Source organism: Candidatus Amarolinea dominans, from assembly GCA_016719785.1.
Classification (GTDB): domain Bacteria; phylum Chloroflexota; class Anaerolineae; order SSC4; family Amarolineaceae; genus Amarolinea; species Amarolinea dominans.
The window spans coordinates 65,732-82,321 of sequence record JADJYJ010000028.1; the positions used below are offsets into that span (position 1 = coordinate 65,732).

General features: G+C 59.7%; 17 protein-coding genes. 2 read left to right on the forward strand and 15 right to left on the reverse strand.

Annotation, left to right across the window (positions count from 1 at the left end):
* Nucleotides 1-23 precede the first annotated feature (23 nt).
* Nucleotides 24-4,529, forward strand: a complete 4,506-nt coding sequence (locus tag IPM84_21355; protein MBK9095255.1) for a DNRLRE domain-containing protein — start codon at nt 24-26, stop codon at nt 4,527-4,529.
* A 181-nt stretch (nt 4,530-4,710) separates the two neighbouring features.
* Here the strand turns inward: IPM84_21355 and IPM84_21360 are convergent, their stop codons facing one another.
* The 15 genes from IPM84_21360 to IPM84_21430 all read right to left on the reverse strand — a co-directional run bounded on the left by IPM84_21360 (nt 4,711) and on the right by IPM84_21430 (nt 14,897).
* Entirely contained in the window at nt 4,711-5,094 is a 384-nt protein-coding gene (locus IPM84_21360; GenBank protein MBK9095256.1) for a hypothetical protein, read from the reverse strand.
* A 185-nt stretch (nt 5,095-5,279) separates the two neighbouring features.
* Nucleotides 5,280-5,867, reverse strand: coding sequence for a hypothetical protein (locus IPM84_21365; protein ID MBK9095257.1), 588 nt, complete (start codon nt 5,865-5,867; stop codon nt 5,280-5,282).
* 271 nt (nt 5,868-6,138) lie between these two features.
* Nucleotides 6,139-6,783: a hypothetical protein gene (locus tag IPM84_21370; GenBank protein MBK9095258.1), complete on the reverse strand. Its 645-nt coding sequence runs from the start codon at nt 6,781-6,783 to the stop codon at nt 6,139-6,141.
* A 142-nt stretch (nt 6,784-6,925) separates the two neighbouring features.
* Nucleotides 6,926-7,939 carry an RHS repeat-associated core domain-containing protein gene (locus IPM84_21375; protein ID MBK9095259.1) on the reverse strand — a complete coding sequence of 338 codons (1,014 nt, stop codon included), beginning with the start codon at nt 7,937-7,939 and terminating at the stop codon, nt 6,926-6,928.
* A 251-nt stretch (nt 7,940-8,190) separates the two neighbouring features.
* Complete coding sequence (locus tag IPM84_21380) at nt 8,191-8,712, reverse strand: hypothetical protein (protein ID MBK9095260.1); 522 nt, start codon at nt 8,710-8,712, stop codon at nt 8,191-8,193.
* Between the two features lie 9 nt (nt 8,713-8,721).
* Nucleotides 8,722-9,492 carry a hypothetical protein gene (locus IPM84_21385; protein MBK9095261.1) on the reverse strand — a complete coding sequence of 257 codons (771 nt, stop codon included), beginning with the start codon at nt 9,490-9,492 and terminating at the stop codon, nt 8,722-8,724.
* 73 nt (nt 9,493-9,565) lie between these two features.
* Nucleotides 9,566-9,925, reverse strand: coding sequence for a hypothetical protein (locus IPM84_21390; protein ID MBK9095262.1), 360 nt, complete (start codon nt 9,923-9,925; stop codon nt 9,566-9,568).
* A 43-nt stretch (nt 9,926-9,968) separates the two neighbouring features.
* Entirely contained in the window at nt 9,969-11,201 is a 1,233-nt protein-coding gene (locus IPM84_21395; protein ID MBK9095263.1) for a recombinase family protein, read from the reverse strand.
* The gene (locus tag IPM84_21400; GenBank protein MBK9095264.1) at nt 11,168-11,503 is read right to left on the reverse strand and encodes a recombinase family protein; all 336 of its coding nucleotides are present in this window, start codon (nt 11,501-11,503) and stop codon (nt 11,168-11,170) included. The genes IPM84_21395 and IPM84_21400 overlap by 34 nt, the downstream gene beginning before the upstream one ends.
* A 14-nt stretch (nt 11,504-11,517) precedes the next feature.
* Nucleotides 11,518-11,694 carry a hypothetical protein gene (locus tag IPM84_21405; protein MBK9095265.1) on the reverse strand — a complete coding sequence of 59 codons (177 nt, stop codon included), beginning with the start codon at nt 11,692-11,694 and terminating at the stop codon, nt 11,518-11,520.
* A 302-nt stretch (nt 11,695-11,996) separates the two neighbouring features.
* Nucleotides 11,997-12,182 (reverse strand): hypothetical protein, encoded by a 186-nt coding sequence (locus tag IPM84_21410; protein MBK9095266.1) that lies wholly within the window; start codon nt 12,180-12,182, stop codon nt 11,997-11,999.
* A gap of 88 nt (nt 12,183-12,270) precedes the next feature.
* Complete coding sequence (locus IPM84_21415) at nt 12,271-12,948, reverse strand: hypothetical protein (GenBank protein ID MBK9095267.1); 678 nt, start codon at nt 12,946-12,948, stop codon at nt 12,271-12,273.
* A 535-nt stretch (nt 12,949-13,483) separates the two neighbouring features.
* Nucleotides 13,484-13,954, reverse strand: a complete 471-nt coding sequence (locus IPM84_21420) for a hypothetical protein (protein MBK9095268.1) — start codon at nt 13,952-13,954, stop codon at nt 13,484-13,486.
* On the reverse strand, nt 13,954-14,619 hold the full coding sequence (locus IPM84_21425; GenBank protein MBK9095269.1) for a hypothetical protein: 666 nt from the start codon (nt 14,617-14,619) through the stop codon (nt 13,954-13,956). Before IPM84_21425 ends, IPM84_21420 begins: the two co-directional genes overlap by 1 nt.
* A gap of 98 nt (nt 14,620-14,717) precedes the next feature.
* The gene (locus IPM84_21430; protein ID MBK9095270.1) at nt 14,718-14,897 is read right to left on the reverse strand and encodes a hypothetical protein; all 180 of its coding nucleotides are present in this window, start codon (nt 14,895-14,897) and stop codon (nt 14,718-14,720) included.
* 300 nt (nt 14,898-15,197) lie between these two features.
* Between IPM84_21430 and IPM84_21435 the strand changes: the two genes are divergently transcribed.
* Nucleotides 15,198-16,319, forward strand: coding sequence for a recombinase family protein (locus IPM84_21435; GenBank protein ID MBK9095271.1), 1,122 nt, complete (start codon nt 15,198-15,200; stop codon nt 16,317-16,319).
* Nucleotides 16,320-16,590 lie beyond the last annotated feature (271 nt).

Sequence of the window (16,590 nt, forward strand, 5' to 3'; positions counted from 1 at the left end):
ATTGCTAGAGGAGGTTCTTGCACATGCAACGCACCCAGTGGTCTCGTGTCTTCAACCCAATGCTGATCGTCCTGCTCCTGGTCACGACGTTCCTGGTCGCGCCGGCGACCGGAGGCGCCAGCAGCCAGATCAGCGGTCAGCCAACGTTACGCGCCGCCGCCAACAACGGCGACGACGGCCCACCAGCCCCCATCAACCGAACCAAGGGCTACCGCCAGCCGACGCAGGATGACCCCTACGCCCGCGATGATTGGTTCTACTCGCGGCGCACGGCCGGCGATCCGAACTTCAGCGTGGCGCAGGCCGCTGAGAAGCGCGCCGAAGCTGCCCAGCAGTTCAGCGTGATGCAGAGGACGATCGGCCCCGCCGCGCCCAGCGCCTTCGACGGCGCCTGGACCAACGTCGGCCCTGACCCCATCGTACAGGTGGGCCGCAGCGGTCCCGGCTACTTCCTCGGTATGTCCGGGCGCATCGGCGCCCTTGCCATCCGTTCCAGCGAACCGTACACGATCTACCTGGGCGCGGCCCAGGGCGGCGTCTGGATTTCTTCTACCCTGACCACGGCCTGGACACCCAAGACCGATGATCTGCCTTCGCTGGCGATTGGCGCGCTTGCGCTGGCTCCATCCAATGAAGACATCGTCTACGTCGGCACCGGTGAAGGTGCGCTCTCTGGCGATAGCTACTACGGCAACGGTCTGCTCAAGTCTACCGACGCCGGCAACTCGTTCTTCCAGGTGAGCGGCGCCGCCTTCAACCAGGTTTCGATCTCCAACGTCGCCGTGGATCCCACCAACGCTGACCATCTCTTCGTGTCCACCCTGCGCGGCCGCGGCGGCAACCGTCGCGTCAGCCCGCCCAACCCGACGCCCTTTGGCATCTGGGAATCGAGCGACGGCGGCATCACCTGGACCGACCGTTATACCACCACCGTGGCCAGCCGCGGCGCCACCGCCCTGGTGATGGACCCACAGAACGCGGCCGTACTCTATGCCACGTACTGGAACCAGGGCATCATGAAGTCCACTGATGGCGGCATGAGTTGGTTCGAGGCGATGAACGGCTTGCCCAGCAACGCCAACTACCCGGCTGCGGCCACACGCTTCGCCCTGGCCATTTCGCACCCGGCCGGTCAGGCCTCCGCCACGCTCTACACCGGCTTCGAATGGGTGGATACCGATGGCAACAGCCACCCCTCCACGGTCTGGAAATCCACGGATGATGCCAACACGTGGAGCGAAACCAGCACCGCTGTGGTTGCCGGCTACTGCGGATCGCAGTGTTTCTATGACAACGTGCTGGCCGCAGATCCGACCAATGCCGACATCGTCTATGCCGGCGGCATGTTCGACTATGGCAGCGGCACCGGCGGCATCTACCGTTCGATGGACGGCGGCGCCACCTGGCTCGACATGGGCTGGAATCAGCACCCGGACTTTCACGCCATCGCGATCCGCAACGACGCGCCCAACAACGTGGTGATCGGCAACGACGGCGGCGTCTGGTCGTCGGCCAACTATGGCGGACGCACCAACCCTGGCGACCCCATTGATGCGGCCGACTGGGCCAATCTCAATGGCACTGTGGACCCGAACACGGCCGGCGTGACTGCACGCACCGGCCTGGCGATCGGGCAGTTCACCAGTGTTGCGCAGCATCCGACCAATGTCAACCGTTTCTACGGTGGTACGCAAGACAACGGCACGATGCGCAAGTCGGGCGTCAGCAATAGCTGGTTCGACTATGCCGGCGGCGACGGCGGCCAGGTGATTGTAGACCCCAACAATCCGAACTATGTCTACGGCACCTACTACGGCGTTTCTCCCTATCGCTTCAGCGACGGTATGTTAGGCTCGTTCTTCAGCAACATGAGCATCGCCAATGGCATCAACACGAACGATCGCTCTGAGTTCTATGTCCCCATGGCCATGGATCCGCAGTTCACAGAGCGGCTCTACCTCGGCACCTATCGCCTGTATCGCACCGACAACCGTGGCGACCTGTGGACGACCGCCAGCGGTGATCTGACCTCAGGTTGCAGCGGCGCGGCTCCCAACGGCGCGCGCGGCTGCGTCATCAGCGCCATTGGCCCCACGGCCGGTTCACCCGCCGTGTACGTCGGCGCGTTGGACGGCTACATCAACCTGTCAACCGACGCCACGGCCGCCGCGCCTGTATGGGAGCGCGTGGACAAGGCGCCGCTGCCGGCCCGCCCGGTGACCTCCTTCGCCGTGGACAACTCGAACTATCGCGTGGCCTATGCCGCCTTCGCCGGCTTCAGCGCAGCCACCCCGGCTACCCCAGGCCACGTCTTCAAGACCACCGATGCTGGCGCCACCTGGACCGACATCAGCAGCAACCTGCCTGACATCCCGGTCAACTCGATCATCCAGGATGCCGGTCACGCGGGCACCCTCTATGTCGGCACCGACATTGGGCCGCTGATGACCGCCGATGATGGCGCTTCCTGGCTGCCGATGGGCGCGGGCTTCCCGGTGGTTGCCATCTGGCAACTGAACCTGAACACGGGCACGCGTCAGATCGTGGCCGGCACCCACGGCCGCGGTGTGTGGAAACTGGCTGATGCCGATCCGCGCCCGGCCTTGCAGGTGCGCGCCTTCACGTCCGACCAGCCGGTTGGCCCTGGCAGCCTGTTGACCTTCAATCTGAAGATCAAGAACGGCGGCAATGCGGCGGCAACCGGTGTGCAGGTCAGCAACCCGGTGCCGGCCAACACGACCTTCGTGGGCGCGGACAATGGCGGCGCCCTGGCTGGCGATATGGTTGTCTGGAGCGGCCTGGCGGTGGACGCCGGGACCACGCTGGAACTCAGTTTCACCGTGCAAATTGCCGGCGGTTTGACCACCGGCGACGTCATCACCAATGACGGCACGGTCGTCACCTCGGCTGAAGGCGCCGGCGCTACCGGCAGCCCCAGCACCGTTGTGATGTCGCCCGCCTATGATGTGTCCGCGGTGGCTGACCACACCCTCGATGGCGGCGGTCCGTCCGCGGTGGTGCGCTACATGATCACCGTGCGCAACACGGGTTACAGCGAAGACACCTACTACCTGAAGGCGGCCAAGGAGTACTGGCCGACCACCGTCTGGAACGGTGACTTCAGCAGCCAGATCGCCTATCTCGGCCCGTTGGCGCCCGGCGCCAGCGCCCAGGTTGGCGTGCAGGTGCGCGTGCCGGCCACCGCCACCAACGGTCTGGAGGACATCACCTACTTCAAGGCGATCTCCCTGGCCGAACACAATGTGCAGGCTCGCCTGGAACTGCGCACCATCGCGGTCACTTCCGATATCCTGGTCGTGGATGGCGACACCGGCGCGATTGACGTGGAGTCCTTCTACACCGACGCGCTGACCGCCGCCGGCTACAGTTTCAACTACTGGGACCTGGCCGCTGACCCCAACATCCCGACCGGGTATCTCAACGCTCATCGGGCAGTTGTCTGGTTTACCGGCGTGGCCTACCCCGGACCCCTGCTTCCCTACGAAGCGCAGTTGGCCGGCTTCCTGGACAACGGCGGTAGCCTCTTCCTCTCCGGCATGGATGTCCTGGATCAGGCGGCCGGCACCACCGACTTTGTGCATGATTACCTGCACATTGCCTGGGACGGCAGCGAGATTCAGAACGACATTCCGATGACGGTCGCTTCGGCTGTGGCCGGCAATCCGGTCACCGGCGGTATGGGCGATGTGCCGGTCAACAACGCGGCTGTGGGCTATTCCGACTACAACGACCAGGTGACGCCCGTCGAACCGGCGATGGCGGCCTTCCTGGATGACACCGGCGAGCCGACCGCGCTCACCGTGGGCGACAACGGCTATCGGGTGGTCTTCCTGGGCTTCCCGTTCGAGGCCTTTGGCGATGCCGCCCAACGCGCCGACCTGATGGGCCGCGCGATGAACTACTTCCTGCCGCCGCCCATGAACTACCAGCTGACACTGCAGAACGGCCTGGATGGCTACGCAGGCGCCAGCGACACCTTCATCAACGCCTGGATGCCGACAACCAACTATGGCAACGGCGCCAACCTCTACGTGCGCCAGCCAAACACCAAGAGCATCCTGATCCGTTTCGACCTGGCGGGCATCAGCCGCCGGGCCACGGTCACCAGTGCGCGCATCGGCATCTGGGTCACTTATGTCAGTGACTCAGTTCACGACTACTCGCCGGTGATGCTCAACGTGTATGAGATGTATCGCCCGTGGACTGAAGCCGGCGCCACCTGGAACGAGGCGGATGCCGGCATGGGCTGGGAAGCGCCAGGCGCGCGTGGCCGCTCCGACCGTGCGCACCTGCCCGCGGTGCAGCAGACCGGTTACCGCCGCACCGGCCAGTGGATGTGGTTCGACATCGCGCCGCTGGTGCAGCAGTGGATCGCCGACCCAGGCGGCAACAACGGCCTCATCATCACCGCCAACGGCGACGTCAACGCCGAGATCGAGTACATCGCCTCGGACTTCGCGGACACCACGGTGCGGCCGCAAATGCGGATGACTTACACCGCGCCTTGATCCGTGTCACAGGCCAACAGAGCAGACCCTGCGCCTGCTCTGTCGGCGCTTCCGCCCGACAGAGGTAAAAAACAGGTCTGGTCACGCGTGACCAGACCTGTTTTCTTTTGCCTGAAAAGCACCCCACACCGTAGGTCACGCCTCCGACGTGACAACACCCTCTACAGCAGATCAATTTTCTTTAGGGATAGTAGCGCAGTTCGGTCTGACGGGCGCCGCTGCTGTCCAGCGTCAGCGCGGTGGAGCCGAGGCCTACCCTGAGCTTTGCCGAAGGGTGATCGGGCCAGTACACCACCCCGTTGACCCGCAGCGCAATCCGCTGACCGCCAGCCTGGTAGTACTTCGTGATTGTCGTGCTGCTGCCGCTCGTCATCTTCTCGTAGATCGTCCCCACGTACACCGTCGTGCTGCTGCCAATCACCGCCTTGACCCGGTTGCCGTCCGCCTCATAGGTGTAGCTGGCCAGCACCGTACTTCCCTGCTTCACCTGCTGCAACCGGTTCTCCGCATCGTAGACCAGGGTGTAGGCCACGCCGCCCGCCGTGCGCCCAGCTTTCTCTGCCACGAATTTCACTAATTTGCACGAATTTAGCTTCTGCCTTCGTTTCGATTCGTGCCATTCGTGGCAAAGATCCGCCCAGCTTTCTCTGCCACGAATTTCACTAATTTGCACGAATCGAGCTTCTGCCTTCGTTTCGATTCGTGTCAATTCGTGGCAAAAATCGGGCTGATTGCGCAACTCATGGTAGATCACGGCGATGGCGTCGGGAGTGATGCCATGGCCGCCTCCCACCGATCATCGAGTTTGACCAGCAACTCGCCCAACTCATCCTCGTCAAGCGCCAGCGGTGCCGCGGGCGCAATCTGGGCCGAAAATCGTACGACGAACTCGCCATACCGTGCCAACATGCCGCAAAGTTCGGCGCCTTCCGTATTGGGCGCAATGTAGCTTGCACAGGCTACGTACGCCTCGTCTGCAAAATCCATTAGTGTTGTCAATTCGGGCTTTTCCTCCCAGGCGCCGTAAAAATGTGTACCTGGATACCACACGTCCAGTTGGCGCTTATACTCACGCTGCGCACTGCGTACGAATTCGTAACGATAGATTTCATGATACACTACGCCGTCTCCACTCATGCCTCGTGACGGATGCTCCAGGGCGCCGTGCGAGTCCGCGGTTGGGATGATGGGCCGATTACTCCAGCCAGGAGGGAACAGCGCAGCATCCATCAGCATGGATTCAGTCGTAAAGGGCCGCGGCGGCGCCGGGGCGCCGGGTGTGCAGATGAAGCTCGAGACAGCCACAGCGAGGCAAGTTGCCAGTGTCAGGACCGCCAAACGCAATCTCCGTGTGTTCATGGCGTCACCTCGGCCTGTTGTCGAAGTGACCAACGTCATAAGGCGCACCAGAACCCCGTACTGGAGCATAGTTCGGCGTTCCAGCGGCCAGGACATCATGGTATTCTGCCACCAGCGCCTGGAACGCCTGCAAGGTGACATGGCTGCCATGACGCCTGCTCAGCTCGATGCCCATGCTGATAGGCGTTTGCTTTGAATCCTAGGCTGCCAGTTTGTGTGAGATGTGCATTTGCGTAAGCCCACCAGCCAATCACGGTCGTTTGATAATGATGGCCATACCATGCTGTTCTTCCCACCGCCGAGACGCCACAGCAAAACCGAGATGTCTTCCAACGCCGACTGCTGTTCCCACAGCCATAACGCTGGCACACAGCACCACAAGAATGACGTCGCCAGAAGCAGAAAGCGAGCGAACGAACAGCATTGCAAGCCCGGCAATCAGCGGCAACAGTGACCGGGTTAAGGTTGTCATCTTGTCCCACCGTCTATGCCACCTCTCTGCCTCCGGTGGGAATCTAGACAAATCGACCAGGCCGTTGGCACTGTCCAGCACACCGATTTCTTCGTGAGGCATGGTCGACCGCTCTGGTGCCTTCAGAAAGATCACGTATGTCTGAATACTCACACAGGCCAGCGCCACTGCAATAAGCATCGCGATGAGCAGACGAACAACAGAATTAGCTCCAATTGTAACCACAAGCAAGACCAAATGCCCATACGCGAGTGTCGCCATGGCAAGGACAGCAGCGAAGAACATCTTGATATATACCACTCGCCGCATGGTGATGTGCAAAACAAGGCCGGCGCCAGGAACCACAAGCAGTGCCGCAAGCCACGCCCAAAGTGGAGGTGTATAGTCCCCGATTGGCAACGCCGCATGCAATAACAGGCCCACGGCAATCCCTCCCCCGCCCGACACCCCCGCAAACAGAGGGGAAAGGAGGTTGGTGGAAGAAAGTAAATGTCTCCTCATCGTGGTCTCAAATCCTCCTGCCTGCATGCATCACTGCACAGTTCTTTCGCCGACATGACCGTGCCTATCGAAGCCACATTCGAACCCTTGCTCTCGCACCCGGAGCGACCTTGTTATCCCAATACACACTTCCACCTACAGAGCCCACGACTTCTCCCACAAAAATCAAGGGAGCAACCCCCATGGCTGCTCCCAGCGCTGCACCTGCCAATCCAACACCTTCTGAGAATGCCCACCCACCCGTGTCAACGATAAGATCGGTCACGGTGTTCTTGCTGAAAAAATCTCCGTGGCCAGCGTGGGCAATCAGATTTGGTCCAACAGACGCAAGACCACCAGCGAGGAGAAAAGGGCCATCGCCGCCTCGTCCTGCAGCCCGTATTGCGTTCATGGCACGTGAGCTATTTGCCACTCCGGGATTGAGTCCAATTCTGCGCAATGCGGCAGCAGAACCGGCCGCCACCCAGTATTCCTGACCATTCCTGCCAACAACCTTGTAGATTGAGTATCCTTCCCTGGTATTCACGAACCCAAACGTATAGCCGGAGATATCTTCCGCTCCCTTGTATAGAGTAACTACCGTGTCTGGTGAAAACAAGGCGTCCCAACTCCAGGAATTCGCTGTTCCTCCCTGGTCAGCAATGACTTGCCCTGGCGTTGGCGTACCTAGCGGTGGTGTTGGAGCCGGCAACGGCACTATCACTGGCTTGGATGATCTGGGAGGCGTGGTACCACAACCACCATCTGCGCTTGTGCCACATACCGCTGCGTGTCCGCTGGGGTCGCTGAACCTGAGAGAATTATTGGCCGCGTAGGCGTATCTATTCAGACTTTGCGGATTTTGCGGCTGGGGGATCAGTGTATCGGCCTGAGTGAACCGCCCCAGCGCCGGGTCGTAGTATCTCGCGTTGTAGAAATACAACCCGCCCGCCACCTCGTCCAGCACCTGCCCGGTGAAGCGGCGCTTCGTCGGCGTCGCTGCATCGGTCGCCCCGCGAGTCTCACCCCACGGCTTGTACCACAACTCCGCCGTGCGCTCACCGCTGGCGCCATTGGCCGTCACCGTCGTGCTACCCAGGTGATCGCGCAACAGCCAGTACAACACCCCCGCCACGCGCACCGCCACCCGCTCACCGTTGAAATAGTAGTATTTCGTGTGTGTCGTTGTGCTGCCGACCACCTTCTTCTCGTACAGATTGCCGATGGCAGGTTCTTGGGATTGGGCGAATTCACCATTGGGTACACTCAAATACACCTCTTGACCCTGTGAAATAACCCACCTGATGGGAGGGGCTCGGTCGAAGGTGCTGGGAAACCAGCAACCTGCAACTACAACTCGGCTTCCCGGTCAGCCATACGGCGTTTTTCGTAGAGCGAATTCAACCATTTATCAGCCTGCCGCTGTCTGTACTCTAACAATCCTGCCCGTTGCTCCTCGAATACTTCAGGTTCAAATAGATGAAGTACCTCACCAATGTAAGGCTGCAATTCACCTGCAATGCTCTCTATTTGATTCGCGATAAGAGCAGCGCCACGTAGATCACTATCGGGGAAAGGATACTCCCATGTGGTCTTCCCGTCAGTCAAGAACAAGATAACGTCACCTATATCGAACCATAAGTGAGAAGCGTGGATCGCCCAATCTAGTGGCGCTTGCAGCGAACCGACTTCAACAAAGACGCGTTCTCGTTCCACTATGATTCGTAGACGACACACACGGGATTGGAGTACCACGATGGCATTACCATAATCCTTCGGATAGTCCTCTGCATGCACTACTGAGAAACCAAAGCTCTCCGCTAAACAGTGAAAAGGCTCGTGTATTAACTCGGTGAGCCTGAGTTGCGTCATATCTATCTCCTACTTGACTTTTACCAACATGTCGCCCACTACGTCATACCCAAGTGAGATCAGATATTCCAGCTCCTTTCTGAAATAGGTCCCCGCTTTCGCTTCGCTTACCAAACTTGCCAACCTAAAAGTGTCGCTACGGGCAATAGCATCATCCAAGAACTGCTTGTTCACAGCCCACCTCTGCGCATCGGTTAGCCTATCCCAACTATCATCGACGAAGTTGAGGAAGTTCGCACCGAGTCTGTTTGCCGTATTGACATATGCCGGAAAACGCCCCAAGACAGTCACACCGTTTGTTACGCCCGCATTTGCTGGTCCCTGGACAGAGGCTTTGGCAATCGCCTTGATAGGATCAGCTTCTCCAGTTTGCTGGATCAGTTTGCGGAAAAGAGGATCGTTCGGGTCCAGCCCACCCGGCCCCGCCGTATTGCCACCCTGACCGGCATTCTGCGCCGCCTGCGCTAGCTGATCACCGGCGGCGATGGTTTGGTTTCCATACAACCACGTGGTCTGGGCTGCTACCGGGCCATACTGATAAATCGCCCCTTGCGCCTGGGTCATGGTCTGTTGGGCGCCTTGCATGAGGGCCACAATCAACCCGACACCTGCGCCGCCACCACCGCCGCCCCCGAAATCTACTCCAGCATGGCCGCTGGGGTCAACAAAACGTAGTGGATTACTGCTGCAATAACTGTAACGATTCAGACTTTGCGGATTTCCCGGCTGGGGGACGATCGTATCATCACAATGCCCTCCTAACCTTGCAATTAGTATCACGCCTGGATCTGCAGGCGCGATATCAATGCTGGATCATCCTGAATCCAGTACTGCTGTGTCTGTGGGTCGCGGGTTACGTATTCGGCTTCGATCTGACCGGTATGCAGTCGGCGGTAGACCCACTGGGGCCTGACGCCCAGGCGTTGCGCCAGTGCGGGGACGGTATGATATCCTCGCGCACGACCGGTCGAGGACCGGTTCGGTCGAGCCACCTGTATGCATGCCGAATCGTCGTCACGGCATCCTCCGCCACATCGCTGCGCCGCGCTGAGTGGAAGCCCTCCCGACTCAGTTGCGCCGCAATCTGGGTGTCGTCCAGGCCCTGCGCATGCAATGCGCCCACTCGTTCCACCATCGCCGCATAGCCGTTGACGGTCGTTTGTACGCCGACCGGCGTCTGCACTTCAAGTCGGTGTAGTGGCCGGAGAGCCACACGATGCGCACATGCACCCGGTCGGCTATGTCTCGTCTCAGGATCACCCGCTCGACCAGGCTGCGCAGCAGGGTTTTGCGCTGTGCAGGTGTGCAACCTTCCCATACTGCGGGCAGGTGCGCCGAGAGGTGGGCAAATTGCTCACGCAGGCTCCGGGCGTGATCTTCTGCGGCGCACTGTTGCGTTCACGCCAGCGCTGCGCCGTTTCCTCGACGTTGCGTAACTGGCGTAGCTTTTCCTCCCAGCGCCGCTCCAGTTCGCCCGCCACCAGTCGGTTCTCCGGCTCGACCTGGCTGTACTGCCGCTGCGCCCGCTGCGCTTCGTACTCGGCTTGCTTGACCTGTGCGGCCCATTGCGCCGTCAGCTGTTCCTGTTCTGTGCGCTGTGCCGCTAATACCTCTGCCAGTACGTCGAGGTTGGCCGGGCGCAGGGCCGCAAAGAAGGCTTGTGTGACCGCCGCGTCCACCCTGGGCCCGTGAATCGTGGGACAGGCCGCCACGCCGTACCGGCGCCGCATGTTCTGGCACGGGTAGTGGTGATAACCTTCTTTGTACATCACTTGACGATGGTAGCCGCAGTGTCCGCACACCGCCAGTCCTTGCAGCAAACCAGGCCCTTCCCGTGTTGCGCCCACCGCGCGTAGATCTGCACCGCCGGTGCGCTGTCCATTCCGGACCAACTGCGCCTGGTTCGCTTCGTACTGCGCCCACGTAATGTAGGCCGGGTAGACGTCGCACACAATGGCGATCCATTCCTCTTGCGGCCGACGCCCCCGCACGGCTGGCGGTTGCCCCGGCGTGTGGCGCCTTCGCCCATACACAAACGCACCTGCATAGGCCGGATTGCGCACGATCTCGTAGATCGCCGTGTCTGTTGGTGGCTTCCACACGATCTCTCCGCGCACTGCTCCATGCAGCTGGCGACGCGGTAGCAGCAGTTCTGCGCGCCGCAGGTAGTGCAACACCTGCCCGCAACTCCCCAATTCGGCGAATTTTGCCAGCACCAACTCGATGCTCCCGCGCACCCGCTCTCTCGGGTCTTTCTCCACCCGCCCGTCGGCGGCCCGTCCCAGTCCCGTCGGCAACACCTGGCGGTATGCTCCCCGTTCCACTTGCCGCAGCCGTCCCTCTTCCAATCGTTGCTTCAGAATGTGGAGTTCTGCCTCACTCATTGTCCCCTTCAGTCCCAACAAGAGCCGGTCGTTGAATTGCCGCGGATGGTAGACGCCGTCGTGGTCGGCAATCAGCGTGTCGCATACAGCCGCCAAGTCAAGCAAATGATACCAGTCTCCGTTGTTCCGCGCAGGCGCGATACTTCGTAGCCGATGATGATGCCGACCCGCCCCATGCTGACTTCCGTCACCAGTCGTTGGAATCCGCTCCGACTTGCGCTGTCGCTGCCTGAGCGCCCTTGATCTTCGTCTATCACCTCGATGCGCTCCGCCGACCACCCCAACCCAATCGCCCGCCCCACCATCTGCCGTTGGTTGACCTGGCTCTCCGGGTTGCGTACCACTTGCTGGAGCGTGGATTGCCGAATATAGACGTAAGCCATCCGCGCCAAGTGCTTCTCGCTCACTTTGCTGGACCCCTTCACGCTGGCTCATCGCACCGCTCCTCGTCCAGCCGCTCCCGGCAGACCTGCGCCACGATCCGACGCACGCGTTCCTGTTGCGCCTCCGTCATACTCCCCCACACTGCGGCCGGTGCCATCAGACTCGATGGCACCGGCCGCAGTTCCGTCTGCTCCCCTCTCATCTGGGCATCCATCTGCTGCGTCCTCCTCTGGCCCGGCGATGATCGCCGTGTAGTGTGCCAGCAATTGTCGCACAGAATGCCAGTCGAGGGGACACGAGGCATGTGGTTGCGCCAGGCTGCTCTGGTCGGTCACGCCCACAGGGAGCCAGCGGCGTATGCCAGGGGCCTGTTCGACCTCGAACCAGGTTTGACCGGGTCTTTCGTGGGTCGCGAGCAGCGGCATCGTCCGTCCGCACAGGGGGTGGCGCGGGTCGGTGACGGTAATAACGTCCGCAGAGAAAACAGGTTGCGATGCTTGGGGTGTAGTTTGTTGGTTACAGCACCAGCGTATCGGCCTGAGTGAACCGCCCGACCGCCGGGTCGTAGTATCTCGCGTTATAGAAATACAACCCGCCCGCCACCTCGTCCAGCACCTGTCCGGTGAAACGGCGCTTCGTCGGCGTCGCTTCATCGGTCGCCCCGCGAGTCTCCCCCCAGGGCTTGTACCGCAACTCTGCCATGCGTACACCCGCCTCGCTCGCCGTGATGCTGGTCGAACCCAGGTGTCATCATCATAGCCATATAATTTGATGCTCAACCAGACAGAGATCACTGTTGGATTTGCGGTCCTATTTCGATGGCTTTCCAGTCCTTGACCCATGGCCTATAGCTGGCTGCGATCTCTTGGCAAACATCTGAACCGGGATCCCAACACAAAAACCTGGTAAACTGGTCTGCTGGGCCAGGCTGCTTGAATATAAGAGATGCGGTGGGAAAGTTCGGCGTGATAGCGGGTGGTTGCCTGGTATTCATCTCGAAATAAATCGTGCCCCAGGCAAAGATGCCTTGAGTGGGAAACAACAGATCTAGATCGAGTTGTGGGCCGCCCTCGCTAACCAATCCGTATCTTGCGCTGTAAAGATCAGGTTCTCCAAAACAAGCGATCACCTCGGCGATTGTTGGTTTCATCGGCTGAAAAAAACGGAGAGCAATACTGTCCAATCTGGCGGCGCTAATATCAGCTTGATATTCAACGCGCATGACCTTCCAAGAAAGCGATACTTCATCACCATCTCCTATCGAAAAAACACTAATGTCTTCACGCGGGATCTGATAAGTAGTGCTGATCCACGTTAGCAAATCATCCACCGTGAACTCTCTTCCTATTTGTGCCCGCAACTCCGAGCTGACCATTTGTTTGCAGCCTGGGGTCTGAGCGAAAAAGGCGTTACAGGAAGAAAGAGATAGCGCCAGAAGCAGGAAAATAAGACAAGATATTGCTTTCATCGCCACCCCTCCAGAAGCGCCTGGATTCGACCCATTTGTACGTTCAATGCAGAGGTAGAGATCTTTAGATACTTGATATCATTTGCTCCGTAAGTGGGGATGAAAACCCCACCGGCACCCACGTTTCCAAAGACCCAAACTGTCACCGCTTCGGCCCAGATATCCCACGAATCTGGGTAGGCCCTGAATCCTGCTCCGATACCGGCCGCATACTTGGTCAGAGGAGGCTCGCCCCAGGCGCTGGAGAAACGTCCATAGGTCGCCGCTGTTTGGCCATACATGGTGATCGTGCCGATCTGGATGTTGCTGTGCTAGTCAATGACGTGTGCCAATTCATGCACGACAGTATGCATCAGCCAGGTTGCATCATTTACGGCATTGGATATGCGCACAGTATCGGTGCCTGGTGGCAACGCACAGGGATGGCCGAAACATGATTCCGACCTGATCTGAGCGCCCCCACCGAGCAATCTTCGTAACTGCGCCAAACCCCCGCTGAGCCTGTTGCCGAACCGAACGATTCCAGTATTGAGTCCTAAATCAAAAAATCGTGCCCTACCTCCTGGATATCTGGATCTGAGTGCTGCGCGGCTCTTTCTGCTAATCTTTTGGTAAGCAAGGGATCGAGTAGTGCAAAAAGCTCCAGCAGTCGCCTATACTCATCGTATGTGCCATTAGCAAGTAAAGGCTCCGCAACGCTTTCAATGTTTGAGATGACCCATTCGCGAGGCAAAGACAATATAACATCTCTAACGGCCTTGATCTCACCGTGCGCGTAGCTGGCCTGAAATACAAGGTCATCAAAGAGCTCCTGTAGCTCAGATTGTCTCAAAGACCTCAGCATCCAGGTAGCTGTGTGCTTGCCGTGACCACGTAGGGCGCCCCGGAGCACGGTAACACGATCGACCGGCCCTGTCAGGAATTCGACTGATGCGAAAGCGAAGGCCTCGTGGCTTTGGACCAGTCGGTTCCAAATGGCCAGATCCCGTGCATAAGATGGTTCCATCACTTCTTATTTCCTCCATACTGCCACGGCAAGCTACTAAACAGATCAACGAATCGGTCGAATGCCATCTCCACCGTGTTGAAAATCATATGATGCGTCGCTGGGTGAAGACTTGCAACGTTCACGTCAAGACCATCGGCCACTGCATTGAGGCCAAGTGGGAGTTCTGTGCCACCTGGCAACCTGTGGTAATGCCCAGTGAGAGGCGCCATGTTTGGATCAGCAAAGGTAGAAGCACCGTCTGGAAAAGGCGATGTCTGAGGTGCCAGCATGTTATCAGCGCCGGGGAAAATATCCTTGCCTGATCTCGGCGGACGAGGCCCCGCTCGACTACCAAAAGCATGGAGATCCATGTTTGTTCGGATGCCGCCCGCAACACCAGCCGCCAGAAGCCCAATCCCATGCGCCGCATTGCCCCCATAACCGGACATCGCCTCGAAGATTACGCCATTGTCGGTCGCTGCGCCCAGTGCTAACCCGCCAAGATTTGCTGCACCAGACTCCGCTTGAGCTTGCGCATATCCGGTCGAGATGATGCCGTTGAATTCTTCAGTTGGGTTGAGTGGCTGATAGGCGCCTGCGTTCTCGCCAGGGTGCGCCAGGTAATACTGATAATACGCTTGCTTGGCGCCGATTGGATCCAGTCTTCCTTGCCGCAGTTGCATTTCAATGCTTTGGAGCGCATCTATGCCGCCACAACCATCATCTGCACTTGTTCCACATATGGCTGCGTGTCCGCTTGGATCGATGAACCCGAGTGGAGTTACATCAACATACTACCCCCGAAGCGGTTACAGATCTGCGGCATGTGCGGATCGTGCAGCCACATCACCCCTTGTGCGGACAGATCGTCAAGGTGCTGCGAAACGGTCGGCGTCCGCATGCGGATGAACCATGCTGGCTCATCGAGACGGACGCAGGCGCCCGGCAGCTTGTGCCACAAGCCTGGTGTCGTGCGGTTGAGGACAGCGTGAATTTCTCGCCGATAATCTCGGCCGACCTCCCCCCTGTACACGTGACAATCTTGCGCCAACTGGCTATCATGGTGTGCGAACTCTCGTAAGGAGGAAACGCACCATGTCCCATTCGCACTAACTAGCCCCGCAATCCACCTCACCCCAACAACCTCCTCCCTCTATCAGGAGTCAGGATGTCTGGCTGAGTCTGCCTCATTCCCTGCAGAAGCAGGCTGTGCTGATTCTGGCACAGATCCTTGTCAAGGTCAAGCAGATGGAGGCCAGCCATGACCAGCCCGACTAAGATTCAACCCGGCCATCTGGCTCGTCAAGCCGTGGTCTACATTCGCCAGCCCACTCCCGGTCAGGTCAAAGAGCACCTGGCGAGTCAGGACCTGCAATACCAGCTCGCCCAACGCGCCGTCAGCCTCGGTTGGCCCACAGAGCAGGTGCAGATCATTGACGATGACCTGGGCAAATCCGGCATCTCCAGCGCCGAGCGGACCGGCTTTCAGACGTTGGTTACCGCCGTTGGCCTCGCCCAGGTTGGCATCATTTTGGTCACCGATGTCTCGCGCCTGGCCCGCAACTGCGCTGACTGGTATAGGCTTCTCGATCTGGCCTCTCTCTGCGCCACCCTGATCTCCGATTCCGCCGGAATCTACGACCCGCGCCTGTTCGATGACCGTCTGCTGCTCGGCCTCAAGGGCACCTTTGCCGAAGCCCAGTGGTACAACATGCGCACCCACCTGACCGCCGCACTCTTCAACAAAGCCAGACGCGGCGAACTTGCCTTACGTCTGCCGGTGGGGTATGATCGGCTTGCAGATGGCCGAGTCGTGCTGACCGCCGACCGCCAGGTGCAGGACGCCATCCGCCTGGTCTTTGCGCTCTTTCGCCAATTGGGCAGTGCGCACCGCATCCTGCACTACTGCCACGACCACCAACTGACCCTGCCGTACCTGACATCTGATGGGTTAGGGGGGCGCCTGGTGGCGTGGCGGCCGGCCGATTTCACCACCATCTATCAGATATTGAAACGCCCCATCTATGCTGGCGTCTATGCCTATGGTCGTACGCAGGGTCAACACCTGCCGGGCAGTCAGGGCAAAGTGCGCCGGCAGCGCTTGCCGCAGGAAAAATGGATTGTGCTCAAACCCGACGCCCACGAGGGCTACATCACCTGGGCTGAGTACCAGGAGAACCAAAAACAACTGGCCGAAAATCGTCAGTTGGCGCCCATGGCTGCCGCCGGACCGGCGCGGGAAGGGCGGCCTTGCCTGCACGGCATCGTCTTGTGCGCTCGCTGTGGCGCCCGCTGCACCTGCGTTACCGCAACAAGCCGATCTACGTCTGCGAGGCGCTCAGCCAAGCCCTGGCCCAGCCTCGCTGCCAACGTTTCGGCGTGACGCACGTGGATGTCGCCGTTAGCGGTTTCTGTTAGCCGCCGTGCAACCGGCTCAACTCAGAATTGGCATTGGTGGCCAGCCAACAGGCCGAGGCTGAACGTCAGCAGTTACAGCGCCATTGGCTGAGCGCCTGGAACACGCCCGCTACGAGGCTACTCTCGCCCGTCGGCGCTACGAACAGGTGACCCAGACAACCGCCTGGTCGCCGCCGAGTTGGAACGACGGTGGGAAGAACAACTCGTCGCCGTTCAGACAGTCGAGCGGGCCTGGA